Source organism: uncultured Eudoraea sp. (assembly GCF_947258525.1).
Classification (GTDB): Bacteria; Bacteroidota; Bacteroidia; order Flavobacteriales; family Flavobacteriaceae; genus Eudoraea.
In genome coordinates, this window is the sequence record NZ_CAMYIP010000197.1 from 1 (window position 1) to 13,844 (window position 13,844).

Below are 13,844 nucleotides of genomic sequence, written 5' to 3' on the forward strand. Positions count from 1 at the left end.
GTTCTATATGTTCCATAATTCCAATAATATACACTTCCTTTCCGTCACAAATTGCATCTGCTTCGGCTTCTATAGCACCATCTAAATAATGATCGAGTAAGAGTTTGTTGTTAGGAATTTTTCGCAGCAAATCTACCACGTGTTCTTCCAATTCTTCTTTGTTTATTACTATTTTCATTCCTTGCCCTCCCAATACATAGGAAGGTCTTACCAACAAAGGAAAATTAAGTTCATCCGCCAAATCCAAAGCCTCTTCTGCACTTTCTGCTACTCCAAATTCGGGATATGGTATATTGTTTTTCTGCAACAATGTGGAAAAGCTGCCCCTATCTTCAGCCAAATCTAACGATTCAAAACTGGTGCCGATAATTTTTATCCCGTACTTATCCAACTTTTCTGCCAGTTTTAACGCTGTCTGTCCTCCTAATTGAACAATTACCCCTTCTGGTTGCTCGTGTCTTATGATGTCATAGATATGTTCCCAAAAAACAGGTTCAAAATATAATTTATCGGCAGTGTCAAAGTCTGTAGATACAGTTTCGGGATTACAATTAATCATGATAGTTTCATAACCACATTCTGCAGCAGCAAGGACACCATGTACACAACAATAATACAATTAATCATGATAGTTTCATAACCACATTCTGCAGCAGCAAGGACACCATGTACACAACAATAATCAAATTCAATGCCCTGTCCTATTCTATTGGGCCCAGAACCCAGTACAACAATTTTTTTGCGATCAGTAACAAGGCTGTCATTGGATACAAACTTTTGTCCATCAGGGGTTTCAATTTCCTCCTCAAAAGTGGAATAGTAATAAGGGGTCATGGCCTTAAATTCTGCTGCACATGTATCAACCAATTTATAAACCCGGTTAATCTTTAATGCTATCCTTTTCTTATGTACTTCACTTTCATAGCAGTCTAACATATGAGCTATTTGCCTATCTGCAAAACCTTTTTGTTTGCCCTCCAGAAGCAATTCCCTGGGCAAGCTTTCGATGGTATATTTTGAAATTTCCTTCTCTAAGAAGTGTAATTCTTCGTATTGTTTTAAGAACCACATATCTATCTTAGTAATTTCATGTATTCTGCTCAAGGGAATCCCTAGCTGAATAGCATCATAAATTACAAAAACCCTGTCCCAACTTGGAATTGTAAGTTTACTTATTATCTGGTCATAGTTTTTGTAACCTTTGCCATCTGCGCCCAGCCCATTTCGCTTAATCTCCAGGGACTGGGTAGCCTTGTGCAGAGCTTCCTGAAAAGAACGACCTATTCCCATTACTTCTCCTACGGATTTCATCTGCAACCCAAGGGTCCGGTCCGATCCTTCAAACTTATCAAAGTTCCACCTCGGTATTTTAACGATAACATAATCGAGTGTTGGTTCAAATAATGCTGAGGTAGATTTTGTAATCTGATTTTCCAATTCGTCTAATGAGTAACCGATAGCCAATTTTGCGGCGATCTTCGCAATTGGATATCCCGTTGCTTTGGAAGCCAGTGCAGATGATCTGGATACCCGTGGGTTAATTTCAATAGCAATAATATCTTCTTTTTCATCCGGACTAACTGCAAATTGGACATTACATCCTCCAGCAAAATCACCAATGCTTCTCATCATATGAATTGCCATATCGCGCATTCTTTGAAAAGTGCGATCTGATAAGGTCATAGCCGGTGCTACTGTAATGGAGTCTCCGGTATGAATACCCATAGGATCCATGTTTTCAATCGTACAAATAATAACGACATTATCATTCTTATCGCGCAATAATTCAAGTTCATACTCCTTCCATCCCATGAGAGCCTTATCAATCATAACCTCATGTATGGGTGATATTTCAAGACCACGACTCAATAGATCATCAAAATCTTCCGGCTTGTATACTATTGAAGCTCCCGCTCCACCTAGAGTATATGAAGCCCTAATCACCAGGGGAAAACCAAATTCCTGGGCAATTTCCTTTCCTTCTAAAAAAGAAGTAGCAGTAGATTGGGGTGCCATTCCAATACCTATTTTAAGCATTAACTCTCGGAATTTCTCTCGATCTTCAGTAATATTAATGGCATCAATATCTACACCTATAATTTCAATTCCAAAGTCGTCCCAAACACCTTTATCTCCAGCCTCAATGCACAAATTCAGGGCAGTTTGTCCGCCCATAGTGGGTAAGACTGCATCAATATTTGGATGTTTTTTTAGTATTTGAATTATAGATTTAGTAGTCAGAGGAAGTAAGTATATATGATCTGCCATGCTAGGATCTGTCATAATAGTAGCTGGATTGCTATTAATTAAAACAGTCTCAATACCATCTTCTTTTAATGAACGAAGCGCCTGAGATCCGGAATAATCAAATTCACAAGCTTGTCCTATTATTATTGGTCCGGACCCAATTATTAGTATTGATTTTAAATCCTTACGTTTTGGCATTTCTTTATTTTTTAGATTTAATATTACTTACTAGATAAAAAAAAGGTGCTACTTTTAAAAAGTAACACCTGTTTATTTTGATAATTTCAATCATTATTTTTTGTGTCTCGGCTCTGAAGATACACTAAGTTTTTTTCTACCTTTAGCTCTTCTCCTGGAAAGAACTTTACGTCCGCTTACTGAAGCCATGCGCTCCCTGAATCCATGTTTATTTCTCCTCTTACGCTTGGATGGTTGAAATGTTCTTTTCATTACTGCTTTTTTTACTTTGGCTTTCCAAAATCTGGGCGCAAATATACGAAGAGTTTTTGCTTTGACAAATGGATTTAAAAAAATATTTCGGATTGTTTTAGTACTTTTGCGGGAACTAAAAAATTCTTGTATCAAAAGTTGAAAAAGCTATCCTCCTTAATTATTTATCTTCTCATTAATACAACATTATTTGGGCAATCTACAATGCAGTACAAGCTCTCCCCCGGTGATGTTTTTACCATTAAACAAGACGCAAATCAAATTATTACACAGGAAATCGATGGGGCAACCCACGAAATCACCAATACGCTTCAGGGGATTATGGAATTCAGGGTTAAAGGTGATAATAATACGGTTTATCACATAGATGTCATGTTCAAAGATCTCAACTTAAAAATGACATCTAGTATTCAAGGCGAATTGATGAATATACGTGCCAGAGACTATGAAGAAGATGATGCTCAATCTAAAATCTTTAATAGTCTGTTAGATGTTCCTATTCAAATAACTTTGGCAAGAACCGGCGATATCTTAGAGGTATCTGGCGGAGACAGTCTTGTGTCAAAAATGGCAAACGCGTCTGGTATGAAAGACGATTTTTCATTGAACATGATGAAAAAATCTCTTGAAAACGATTTTGGTTCAGAAGCACTTTCCAGTAGCTATGAACAACTGACCTACTTGTACCCGAACGCTCCTATTGAAGTGGGAGATAGCTGGAATAATGAGTACACGGGTAAACTTCAGGCACAAAATACCTGGACACTAAATGAGATTACAACAGAGAGTGCTAAAATAGACGGAAAAGCACTTGTGATTATGGATATTGTTGAAGCGTCTTCAACCATGAAGCTCAATGGCACGCAGGACTCCTCGGTTATTACAGACATTACTACTGGATTTGTTAAAAAAATGACTGTCCGGGGCCTGGCTGAAGGATATACAACGATGACTCAGATGGGCAATATAGAAATCCCAACAAGTATAGAATCGACAATTATTTACGAATTAATAGAAAATTAAAAATGTTCAACAAAAATATTAAGCTGGTTATAGCAGGTCTTATAATTGCATATGCTGTTTACCAATTCATAGAAGGATACATTGGAAATGGTATTTTTCTTATTCTACTTTCATTAATTTTCGTTTTTCTTTATTTCAGGAATGAATTCATTCTTCTTGCATTCCTTAGGATGCGGAAGCAGGATATGACCGGGACGGAAAAATGGCTCCTGAAAATAAAAAATCCTGAATCTTCTCTTACCCAAAAACAACAAGGTTATTACAACTACTTATTCGGAATTATATTTTCTCAAAAAAATCTCACACAAGCTGAAAAATATTTTAGAAAAGCACTAAAATTAGGTTTAAACATGGACTATGATGTAGCCATGGCCAAACTCAGTCTGGCAGGAATTGCCATGCAGAAAAGACGCAAGAGAGAAGCTACGACACTCCTTCAGGAAGCTAAAAAGCTTGATAAGAATAATATGCTTACTGATCAGATAAAAATGATGCAGCAACAAATGAAGAAAATCTAAAGGTTTACTTTGATACTTTGTAGTAGCCCTTATTAGGAATTTCTAATGTATAGACTTTTCCGGAAGCATTATTAAGATGAGGTTCCCTTAACCATGGGTTATGCCGCTTCAGAATTTTGTAGTTGATTTCATACTGATGAGCAAAATCCGCAAAATTTTGCACCGGCTTATCAACCACCACATTAAACGTTGGAACAGCATTGTATAGATCATCATTATCAATATCAAATCCGTATTTTTCCGGATTACTGAGTATTTCCTTTATTGCCATTATCCTAAAAACATAGCGACCTGTTTCCTCTCCTAAAAGCAAATCATAATAATCATTGGCCTGTTGTATCCCCATGAACTTATTTATAGAACCGGGACCTGCATTATACGCTGCTGCTGCAAGCGTCCAGCTACCGTATTTGTCTTTGTATTTCTGTAAGTATCTGCATGCCACTTCTGTGGACTTAGCCAGGTGATAGCGTTCATCAACATTAGCATTTATTTCCAATCCATATTCACGACCGGTGGCCTTCATAATTTGCCAAAATCCTGTTGCTCCTGCATGGGATACAACATTTTGCAAACCGCTTTCAGCTACCGCTAAATATTTAAAATCGTCAGGTATCCCATTTTTAGAAAGTATGGGTTCAATAACAGGAAAATATTTATGTGCGCGCTTCATAAGCAGAAGAGCATTTGACTGCCAATACGTATTCACCAAAAATTCCCGGTCAATACGTTCCATTATTTCAGGATCTTCCTGAGGTACTTTTTCGTTAGCAAAATTTAAATCAGCCGGAATTTCAATAGCTGAAATTCTATATTCACTTGAAACATTTTTGTCCTTGATTTGAATGTCTTTCCCCTGATATTCATTTCCAAATTCATCCCCTTGTTGCACTGCAAAAATTAAGGTGCTTATTACAAAAACAACCCCTAAAATCATCAGTATATTCTTTATTATTCTCATAAAATATTATTTAGTCCCTTTTCAAAGGTATAAAATACAACTCCGTTATTCCAAAATAATTGTGGGCAATCGTTCATTAAACCATTTATATCTATGAATGATCATGGTATGTGTTCCCTTTGGAACTATAAGACAATTCTTAATATATTGAATAGGAAATACTACATCATTTTCGCCATGGATATGGATTAAATTTGGTTCGTAGCTACTTTGATTCCAATGAACTATCGTATCTATGCACCAGTCTATGTAATATTTATCTCGCACAGCAAGGAATTGTTCATATAATTCCAACCGGCTTTTAATTGTCTCCCCAAAAGCATATTTAACTAAAAGTTCCACATTATTTATCAAGCCGGTGGGTAATAATTTGTGGATCTTAGTGTATTTGGCAAACAGCAAACGTTTAGGTAATTCCGATTTTTGTTTTATGCTCGAGATGATAATAACTTTCTTTACTTCTATTAGCTTTGCCATTTCCTGAACAAGTAGTCCTCCTAATGAAACTCCTATCAGAACCGGCCTTTCATGTTTAATTTGCTCGCACATCTTAGCAGCATAGGCTTCAAAAGTAGTCCCGTACTCAGGAACAAACCATTCCAGTAAATGTATTTCAAATCTATCTTTTGCCAATTCAATGTTCTTAAAAATAGTTGAACTTGCAGCCATTCCGGGCATCAAATAAACTGGAATCCTGGTTGTGCTCATTTAGTCTAAACTCTTGATTTTACTAGGAAATTAGCAAATATTTTCATAATTTTGTACGCTGATTGTAAAAACACCACTGCCGGTTAGAGAATTAATAATTGGCTAACATTATAGATAATTACGATTAATGCAAGATCGTAATTTTTTTATCTGAAACCATTTTAAATCAAACTATATGAATGAAGTAGCAATTAAGGACAATAGTTTCTTACGTCAATTTGAAACTAAGGTTGATGGTCATCTTGCCAAGATTGAATACTCTTCTCAGGAAAGAAAAGTCTTTTTAACCAAGTTGGTTATTCCTGAAGAAATATTGCAAGAAGGTTTTAAAGAAGAATTTATTAAATCGGTTTTGAATCATATACAGGAACAAAACCTCAGGGTCGTTCCAACAAGTCCTCAAATTGCAGGTTTTTTACGAAAGAACAGACAATATAAGGAAATGCTCCCGGTGGGTATCCGGATTTGAAAATTTACTAACCTCCTTTTCGGAGGTTTTTTTATGCCCAAACTTCATTCAGCACAAAATTTATCTGCACTAATCCATCTTCATAAATTTCAACCAGAGTTACTTCGTGTAAGGTATTTACTAAATCCGGATTCCATGGTGTTTTTACCTTGACATAATTTTCTGTGAACCCATGGATATAACCCTCTTTATTTTCGCTTTCAAACAATACTGTTTTTTTCTTTCCCAGTTGGCTCTCATAAAATGACCTTCTTTTTTTAACAGACAGGCCACGTAACATTTTACTTCGCTTACTCCTGACATTTTTTGTCACTACCTCCGGCATACTGGCTGCTTCGGTACCATCTCGCTCTGAATAGGTGAAAACATGCAAATAGGAAATGTCCAGGGTGTTCAAAAAGTTATATGTTTCCAAAAAAATTTCATCCGTTTCACCGGGAAATCCTACGATAACATCTACGCCAATACAGGCATCAGGCATCACTTCCCTGATTCTAGTCACCCTATCCACATAGAGTTCAGTTAGATATCGCCTTTTCATTTTTTTTAGAAGTTCATCACTCCCACTCTGTAAAGGAATGTGAAAATGCGGTACGAAAGCATTACTACCCGCAACAAAATCTATGGTTTCATTTTTCAGGAGGTTAGGTTCAATCGAAGAAATTCGAAGTCTGTGAATCCCGTCAATCTTATCTAATGCTTTTACAAGGTCAAAAAAAGTATGTTCATGCTTTTTGTTTCCGAATTCTCCTTTACCATAATCCCCTATATTTACTCCGGTAAGTACAATCTCCTTAATGCCTTGTTCTGATATTTCCTTCGCATTTTTCAACACATTTACAAGGTTATCACTTCTTGAAATACCCCTGGCGAGAGGAATAGTGCAATACGTACATTTATAATCGCAACCATCCTGCACCTTCAAAAAAGCACGAGTTCTATCTCCTACAGCATAACTTCCAACATAAAAATCCACATCTTCAATTTCGCAGGAATGAACAACACCAAAGTCGTTCTTGGAAAGATCATTGATATAGTCTAATATCTTAAACTTTTCTGAAGCACCCAAAACCAGATCCACGCCATGAATATCTGCCAGGTCTTGCGGCTTTAATTGCGCGTAACAACCAATAGCTGCAACAAAAGCGTCCGGATTTATTTTTTGGGCTTGCCTTACAATAGATTTGAAGCGTTTATCCGCATTCTCTGTAACGGAACAAGTATTGATGACATACATATCTGCCCGCTCCGTAAAATCCACACGATCGTATCCTTTATTCTCAAAACCCCTGGCAATTGTCGAAGTTTCAGAAAAATTAAGCTTACATCCCAGCGTATAAAATGCTACTCTCTTCTTCATTAAATATTATGATCCTAAATTAGAATTTGCAAAGATATCAAAATTTAATGCAAACATTTAAGCTATAGCAGTTTGGAAACCAATACTCCGTTTTACACTGCAAAATATTGATCACTGTGAATATTCAAGATATTGATTGGTCAGTAATTCCGGTACTGCTTTGTAAGCTCAAAAACCTGGTTAAGGATTTCTGCCTCCTGCTCATCAAAAACAACACCTCTTCTTGCCATCATTACCTCAGCTGCCTCATAGGCCTTCTTCGGTAAATATGTAGTAAACCCCGAAGCTCCCCCCCAACTGAAGCTGGGAATGAAGTTCCTGGGAAAACCCGGGACATAGATATTTGCATTTACTCCTATTACAGTACCGGTATTAAACATTGTATTAATGGCTGTCTTGCTGTGGTCACCCATCATCAGGCCACAAAATTGAAGCCCCGTATGCTCAAACCGCTCAGTGGCGTAATTCCATAAACGCACTTTGGCATAATTATTTTTCAGATTTGAATTGTTGGAATCTGCGCCAATATTGCACCATTCACCTAAAACAGAATTTCCCAGATAACCATCATGACCTTTGCTTGAATAGCCAAAAATTACCGAATTATTTATTTCTCCGCATACTTTACCATAGGGACCAATAGTAGTTGGCCCATAGATCTTAGCTCCCATTTTTACAACGGCCTTTTCACATAAGGCAAATGCTCCACGAATCAGGTTTCCTTCCATTATTTCGGAATTTTTACCCAAGTATATGGGTCCTTCAGTGGCATTTAAAATACTGTATTCTACCTTGGCTCCTTCTTCAAGGAAAATATTTTCCGGTTTTATCAATTGGTTGGTAGATGAAATGGGGGCACTTTGCCTTCCCTTGGTAATCATATCAAAATCCTGCTGTAACGCAATCCCATTGTCAGAAAAAATATCCCAGGTATTTGCAACTTTTAGCAAATCTCCTTGAAAATTTATTTTCTTATAGTCCGAAAAATCAACTTTTTGTTCAGCGTCGTCTGTGAAATAAGCAATTAGAAGGTCTTCTTTAAAAACCGCCTCGTTCTTTTTTAAATTAAGTATGATGGAGACCAGCTCTTTCGTAGGGCAAAAAGATGCATTAAGCAGAATATTAGCACTGCTATTGATCATCGGATACTTTTTAGAAAGATACTTTTCCGTCTTTGTGCTGGTAGGCGTATTCAGGTACTTCTCCCATTTTTCTCTGATTGTAAGAATGCCGATTCTAATATCGGCGACTGGTCTGGTAAATGTAAAAGGTAATAACGAATTCCTGACCTCACCATCAAAAAGAATATAATTCATCTATTGAAATTTTAAATAAAAATAAAAAAATAACGCCCCCGATAGTAATCGGAGGCGCATCTTTATATCGAATTTTAAAAAGTCTACTTTTCTTCAGTACCAGTCTTGGCATCCTTAGCCTCTGGTGCTGATGGTTTTGCCTCCTTTTTGAACTTTTTATATTTGCTCTTAAATTTGTCTATTCTACCCGCTGTATCTACTAATTTGGCCTTGCCGGTATAGAATGGATGAGACGTTCTTGAAATTTCTAATTTAACCAAGGGGTATTCCACACCCTCAACTTCTAAAGTCTCCTTTGTAGCTGCTGTTGATTTGGTGATAAAAACATCGTCATTAGACATGTCCTTAAATGCTACCAATCTGTAATTCTCCGGATGTATACCTTTTTTCATTTTATAATTCTTTTAAACTTCTGAATTTTCAGCGTGCAAATTTAATTAATTTTCTCAGAAACAACAATTTTAATTTCCCAAAAAAAGAACTCTTAAAAATTGTATCTTTAATTGTAACAAAACGCATACTAAAACAACTAACTATTTAAAACAACAAAATCATTTAAACATGGAAGAAAATCAACCTAAAACCGGAAAGTATTCATTAAACTACGGGTTAATCCTCGGGGTAATAAGTGTAGTTTTTGCTATTATGCTCTACTCTATGGATGCTCATACTTCACAGGATCCAAGTAATACCGTTATTAGCGTGGTTATTATGGTAGGTGTAATTATCTGGGGTATAATTAGTTATAGAAAAGCCAATGAAGGGTTTCTTACATTGGGTGAGGCGCTAAAACTGGGCGCTGGAATTGCAGTTGTTGCAGGAATAATTGGAGTTTTATATACAATTCTGCTGGCAAATGTTCTGGATCCTGAATTTGCGGTTAAAATAGCAGAAAATCAAAAAGCCGCCGGAGAGGCTGCCGGAGTAATGTCTACCGAACAATTGCAACAGCAATATGATGGTACTGTAAATTATTTTTGGATTTCTTATCCAATCATTTTAATATTTAACATCATCGCCGGTCTGGTTATAGGATTAATAGGTGGTTTAATATTGAAAAAAGCAAAACCCGATTATTAATTATTAAAAATTGTACTTTTGGAAGGAATTTCCCTTAGAAGTCAATGAACCTATCTATAGTTATTCCTTTACTTAATGAAGAAGAGTCCTTAAAAGAGCTCCATGATTGGATTGCTGATGTTATGCAATCCAATCAGTTTTTATATGAGATCCTTTTTATTGACGATGGTAGTACAGACCAGTCATGGAAGGTAATTGAAGAATTAACACAAAAAAATGAAAACGTAAAAGGTATACGCTTTCATAGAAATTTTGGAAAATCACAGGCCCTTCATGCAGGATTCAAAATGGCACAGGGTGATGTGATAATCACTATGGATGCTGATCTGCAGGACAATCCGGAAGAAATACCAGAACTGTATAATCTGATTTTACAGGAAGATTTCGACCTTATTTCGGGTTGGAAAAAAATAAGATACGACTCCCTGATCTTCAAGAATATGCCGTCTAAACTATTCAACTGGGCAGCAAGAATTACCTCTAATGTTAAATTACATGATTTTAATTGTGGGCTAAAGGCCTTCAGAAAGGATGTCGTAAAAAATATAGAGGTCTCAGGAGAAATGCACCGGTATATACCAGTCCTGGCAAAAAATGCCGGATATTCCAATATAGGCGAGAAAGTTGTTAAACATCAGGCACGTAAATACGGCAAGACAAAATTTGGAGCGGAACGTTTCATACATGGGTTATTAGATTTGATTACGATCTGGTTTGTGTCCAAGTTTGGCAAACGTCCTATGCACCTATTTGGAGCTTTAGGAGTGCTTATGTTTATTATTGGTTTTGGATTTGCTCTTTATCTCGGGATTGACAAACTTTTTATTAATCCTTTTGGGCGTTTGCTATCTGAACGACCACAATTTTATGTTTCACTTACCGCGATGATCATAGGAACACAATTTTTTCTGGCCGGATTTCTCGGAGAAATAATGGTTAGATCTAGAGTAAATGTTCAACGCTATACCATTTCTGAAGAATTAAATCTTTCGAGTCCTTAAAACAGATATTCTTTGTAATTTTAAATTTTCAACCGAAAAATCCATTCAAATGGACGACATTCTTTCCAATGCCAAAGCATGGCAAACCGACTTTTTTGACACAGAAGTCAGAAAAGAAATACAGGATCTAATAGCCAATGATCCCGAAGAACTGACGGACAGGTTCTACAAAAATATGGAATTTGGTACAGGCGGCATGCGAGGTATCATGGGTGTTGGTACAAATAGAATAAATAAATATACTTTAGGTAAGAGCACTCAGGGCCTCAGCAACTACCTGAAAAAAGTATACCCCGGTGAAGAATTAAAAGTAGTAATTGCTTATGACTGCAGGCACAACAGTGATACCCTTGCAAAAACAGTAGCCGACGTTTTTTCAGCAAACGGAATAAAAGTATTTCTTTTCTCTGAATTACGGACAACTCCGGAACTTTCCTTTGCAGTCAGATATTTAGAATGTCATGCAGGAATAGTATTGACGGCATCACATAATCCACCGGAATACAACGGATATAAGGTTTATTGGACAGATGGCGGACAAATAGTACCACCCCAGGATAATGAAATTATTGAAGAAATAAATAAACTAAACTACGAAGAAATTAATTTTAATTCCAATTCGAACCTGATTGAATTAATAGATAGTAAAGTTGATGAAGCTTTTATTGAAGCGTCTGTTAAAAACGGAAGTTTTGGGGCAAAAGAAAAAGACAATTTTAAAATTGTATTTACATCACTTCACGGGACTTCTATAACCGTTATTCCTGAAGTTCTCAAACGAGCTGGCTATAATAATGTTACCATTATAAAAGAACAAGCAGTCCCGGATGGTGATTTTCCAACAGTGAAATCCCCTAATCCGGAAGAGCCTGAAGCACTAACCCTGGCTATGAAAAAGGCAGAAGAAATTGGAGCCGATATGGTAGTTGGCACAGATCCCGATAGTGACAGATTAGGCATTGCAGTTAGAAACCTTGATGGCAAAATGGAATTGTTAAACGGCAATCAAACCATGTTCCTGATGACTAAATTTTTGCTTGATCAGAGGGAAAAACAAGGATTTAGCGGTAATGAATTTATTGCCACTACCATAGTGTCTACACCAATGATGAATGCATTAGCCGAGAGCTATGGGGTTGAATGCAAAACATCCTTAACCGGATTTAAATGGATTGCCAAGATGATTAAAGATTTTCCGGAACAACATTTTATAGGAGGTGGCGAAGAAAGCTTTGGTTATATGGTTGGTGATTTCGTAAGAGATAAAGATGCGGTTACTGCCACATTGCTGGCCTGTGAAATAGCTTCGGATGCTAAGGCCAATGGTAGTTCTTTCTATAAACAGTTGATAGATTGTTATGTTAATTATGGGTTCTATAAAGAAAAGTTGATATCAATTACCAAAAAGGGAATGAGTGGTGCAGAAGAGATAAGTAAAATGATGATTGACTTTAAGGAAAATCCGGTAAAATCAATCGGAGGGGCTAAAGTGGTTAAAGTGGATGACTACAATACTTCTACTTCTAAGAACCTAATCACCGGGGAAGTAATAGAAATTGATATTCCGAAATCCAATGTCCTGATTTATACTACAGAAGATGGAACAAGAATGGCGGCCAGGCCAAGTGGTACAGAACCAAAAATTAAATTCTACTTTAGCATAAATACTAAGCTGGACTCCGCAGAAAACTTTAAAAAAGTAGATATGGAAATGGAAGCACGAATTGATAAGATTCTTAAAGAACTGAAGCTTCATTAATGGAATATTTCAAAAAAATCCTGCGTTTTGCCATACCGTATCGCAGGTACGGATTCTTAAATATTTTTTTTAATATTCTTTATGCGCTTTTTAGCGCTCTTTCTTTTGCAGCCCTGATCCCCATGCTCGATGTTCTTTTCGACAAAACTAAAAAAGTGTATCAAGCTCCGGTATATAAAGGGTTCGGAGACTTAAAAAACTACCTGCAAGAATATTTAAATTATAGGGTGACGGAGTATTCCGGAGATGATGAAATGAGTGGCCTTGTAATGGTAATTGGATTAGTTCTCATACTCTTTCTATTAAAGAATTTGTTTAATTATCTGGCAATGTATTTTATTACATTTTTAAGGAATGGAGTCCTGAAAGATGTAAGAAACATGATGTATCAAAAGATTGTAGACCTTCCGCTCTCCTATTATTCAGAGAAAAGAAAGGGCGACGTAATCGCACGAATTTCTTCTGATGTCCTTGAAATTCAATATACATTTTTGTCTATCCTGGAATTAATCGTGAGAGAACCACTTACGATACTTTTCACAATTAGCGTCATGTTTATAATTAGCGTTAAGCTTACACTCTTTGTCTTCATTTTTATTCCAATTGCAGGAATGATAATATCCCGTATAGGAAAGTCTCTTAAAAAGAGTTCGGACAAGGTGCAAAAAGAACAAGGTGAATTCCTCTCCATAATAGAAGAAACGTTAGGAGGACTAAGGATTATTAAGGCATTTAACGCAGAATCTAAATTCTACGGAACATTCAAAAATTCTACAGAACGCTTTTTTAAATTTTCCAACAAATTACTTAACAGACAAAATCTGGCATCTCCTACAGGAGAATTTTTGGGCATACTTGTAATAGGCGTACTGTTATGGTTTGGAGGTAAAATGGTACTTATTGATAAAACCCTTGGGGCATCTGAATTTATCGCCTATATGGGCTTAGCCTA

At 36.5% G+C, this 13,844-nt stretch carries 12 protein-coding genes and 2 pseudogenes; 7 read left to right on the forward strand and 7 right to left on the reverse strand.

Annotation, left to right across the window (positions count from 1 at the left end; all coding sequences use genetic code 11):
- A pseudogene (gene carB, locus Q0X89_RS14905) lies at positions 1–2,445 on the reverse strand (carbamoyl-phosphate synthase large subunit); the annotation flags it as partial.
- Positions 2,446–2,538: 93 nt separating this feature from the next.
- Positions 2,539–2,697 carry a 50S ribosomal protein L34 gene (gene rpmH, locus Q0X89_RS14910; RefSeq protein WP_083930690.1) on the reverse strand — a complete coding sequence of 53 codons (159 nt, stop codon included), beginning with the start codon at positions 2,695–2,697 and terminating at the stop codon, positions 2,539–2,541.
- Positions 2,698–2,835: 138 nt separating this feature from the next.
- On the opposite strand from rpmH, the gene Q0X89_RS14915 reads away from it, so the two are divergent.
- Entirely contained in the window at positions 2,836–3,720 is an 885-nt protein-coding gene (locus Q0X89_RS14915; RefSeq protein ID WP_297695576.1) for a DUF6263 family protein, read from the forward strand.
- 2 nt (positions 3,721–3,722) lie between these two features.
- Positions 3,723–4,238: a DUF2892 domain-containing protein gene (locus Q0X89_RS14920; protein WP_297695578.1), complete on the forward strand. Its 516-nt coding sequence runs from the start codon at positions 3,723–3,725 to the stop codon at positions 4,236–4,238.
- A 4-nt stretch (positions 4,239–4,242) separates the two neighbouring features.
- On the opposite strand, the gene Q0X89_RS14925 is transcribed toward Q0X89_RS14920, so the two are convergent.
- Positions 4,243–5,199 carry a lytic transglycosylase domain-containing protein gene (locus tag Q0X89_RS14925; protein ID WP_297695581.1) on the reverse strand — a complete coding sequence of 319 codons (957 nt, stop codon included), beginning with the start codon at positions 5,197–5,199 and terminating at the stop codon, positions 4,243–4,245.
- Between the two features lie 45 nt (positions 5,200–5,244).
- On the reverse strand, positions 5,245–5,907 hold the full coding sequence (locus Q0X89_RS14930; RefSeq protein ID WP_297695583.1) for an alpha/beta fold hydrolase: 663 nt from the start codon (positions 5,905–5,907) through the stop codon (positions 5,245–5,247).
- A 175-nt stretch (positions 5,908–6,082) separates the two neighbouring features.
- Here Q0X89_RS14930 and Q0X89_RS14935 point away from each other — a divergent pair, with 175 nt between their 5' ends.
- Positions 6,083–6,376 carry a GNAT family N-acetyltransferase gene (locus Q0X89_RS14935; protein WP_297695585.1) on the forward strand — a complete coding sequence of 98 codons (294 nt, stop codon included), beginning with the start codon at positions 6,083–6,085 and terminating at the stop codon, positions 6,374–6,376.
- A 31-nt stretch (positions 6,377–6,407) separates the two neighbouring features.
- Here the strand turns inward: Q0X89_RS14935 and mtaB are convergent, their stop codons facing one another.
- The 3 genes from mtaB to Q0X89_RS14950 all read right to left on the reverse strand — a co-directional run bounded on the left by mtaB (position 6,408) and on the right by Q0X89_RS14950 (position 9,444).
- Complete coding sequence (gene mtaB, locus Q0X89_RS14940; RefSeq protein ID WP_297695588.1) at positions 6,408–7,736, reverse strand: tRNA (N(6)-L-threonylcarbamoyladenosine(37)-C(2))-methylthiotransferase MtaB; 1,329 nt, start codon at positions 7,734–7,736, stop codon at positions 6,408–6,410.
- 140 nt (positions 7,737–7,876) lie between these two features.
- Complete coding sequence (locus tag Q0X89_RS14945; RefSeq protein ID WP_297695590.1) at positions 7,877–9,052, reverse strand: GlmU family protein; 1,176 nt, start codon at positions 9,050–9,052, stop codon at positions 7,877–7,879.
- A gap of 83 nt (positions 9,053–9,135) precedes the next feature.
- Positions 9,136–9,444, reverse strand: coding sequence for a type B 50S ribosomal protein L31 (locus Q0X89_RS14950; RefSeq protein WP_297695593.1), 309 nt, complete (start codon positions 9,442–9,444; stop codon positions 9,136–9,138).
- Between the two features lie 169 nt (positions 9,445–9,613).
- Here Q0X89_RS14950 and Q0X89_RS14955 point away from each other — a divergent pair, with 169 nt between their 5' ends.
- The 4 genes and pseudogenes from Q0X89_RS14955 to Q0X89_RS14970 all read left to right on the forward strand — a co-directional run.
- Positions 9,614–10,132, forward strand: a complete 519-nt coding sequence (locus tag Q0X89_RS14955; protein ID WP_297695595.1) for a DUF4199 domain-containing protein — start codon at positions 9,614–9,616, stop codon at positions 10,130–10,132.
- Between the two features lie 44 nt (positions 10,133–10,176).
- Positions 10,177–11,133 (forward strand): glycosyltransferase family 2 protein, encoded by a 957-nt coding sequence (locus Q0X89_RS14960; protein ID WP_297695597.1) that lies wholly within the window; start codon positions 10,177–10,179, stop codon positions 11,131–11,133.
- A 49-nt stretch (positions 11,134–11,182) separates the two neighbouring features.
- Positions 11,183–12,892 carry a phospho-sugar mutase gene (locus tag Q0X89_RS14965; RefSeq protein ID WP_297695599.1) on the forward strand — a complete coding sequence of 570 codons (1,710 nt, stop codon included), beginning with the start codon at positions 11,183–11,185 and terminating at the stop codon, positions 12,890–12,892.
- Positions 12,892–13,844 (forward strand): annotated as a pseudogene (locus Q0X89_RS14970) (ABC transporter transmembrane domain-containing protein); the annotation flags it as partial. The gene Q0X89_RS14965 and the pseudogene Q0X89_RS14970, both read left to right, overlap by 1 nt.

Bases quoted from the DNA above. Each gene is read 5' to 3' on its own strand.
- Q0X89_RS14930 (WP_297695583.1), bottom strand. From the start codon at position 5,907: ATGAGCACAACCAGGATTCCAGTTTATTTGATGCCCGGAATGGCTGCA.
- Q0X89_RS14945 (WP_297695590.1), bottom strand. From the start codon at position 9,052: ATGAATTATATTCTTTTTGATGGTGAGGTCAGGAATTCGTTATTACCT.
- Q0X89_RS14955 (WP_297695595.1), top strand. From the start codon at position 9,614: ATGGAAGAAAATCAACCTAAAACCGGAAAGTATTCATTAAACTACGGG.
- Q0X89_RS14960 (WP_297695597.1), top strand. From the start codon at position 10,177: ATGAACCTATCTATAGTTATTCCTTTACTTAATGAAGAAGAGTCCTTA.
- rpmH (WP_083930690.1), bottom strand. From the start codon at position 2,697: ATGAAAAGAACATTTCAACCATCCAAGCGTAAGAGGAGAAATAAACAT.
- Q0X89_RS14950 (WP_297695593.1), bottom strand. From the start codon at position 9,444: ATGAAAAAAGGTATACATCCGGAGAATTACAGATTGGTAGCATTTAAG.
- Q0X89_RS14920 (WP_297695578.1), top strand. From the start codon at position 3,723: ATGTTCAACAAAAATATTAAGCTGGTTATAGCAGGTCTTATAATTGCA.
- Q0X89_RS14935 (WP_297695585.1), top strand. From the start codon at position 6,083: ATGAATGAAGTAGCAATTAAGGACAATAGTTTCTTACGTCAATTTGAA.
- Q0X89_RS14965 (WP_297695599.1), top strand. From the start codon at position 11,183: ATGGACGACATTCTTTCCAATGCCAAAGCATGGCAAACCGACTTTTTT.
- Q0X89_RS14925 (WP_297695581.1), bottom strand. From the start codon at position 5,199: ATGAGAATAATAAAGAATATACTGATGATTTTAGGGGTTGTTTTTGTA.
- mtaB (WP_297695588.1), bottom strand. From the start codon at position 7,736: ATGAAGAAGAGAGTAGCATTTTATACGCTGGGATGTAAGCTTAATTTT.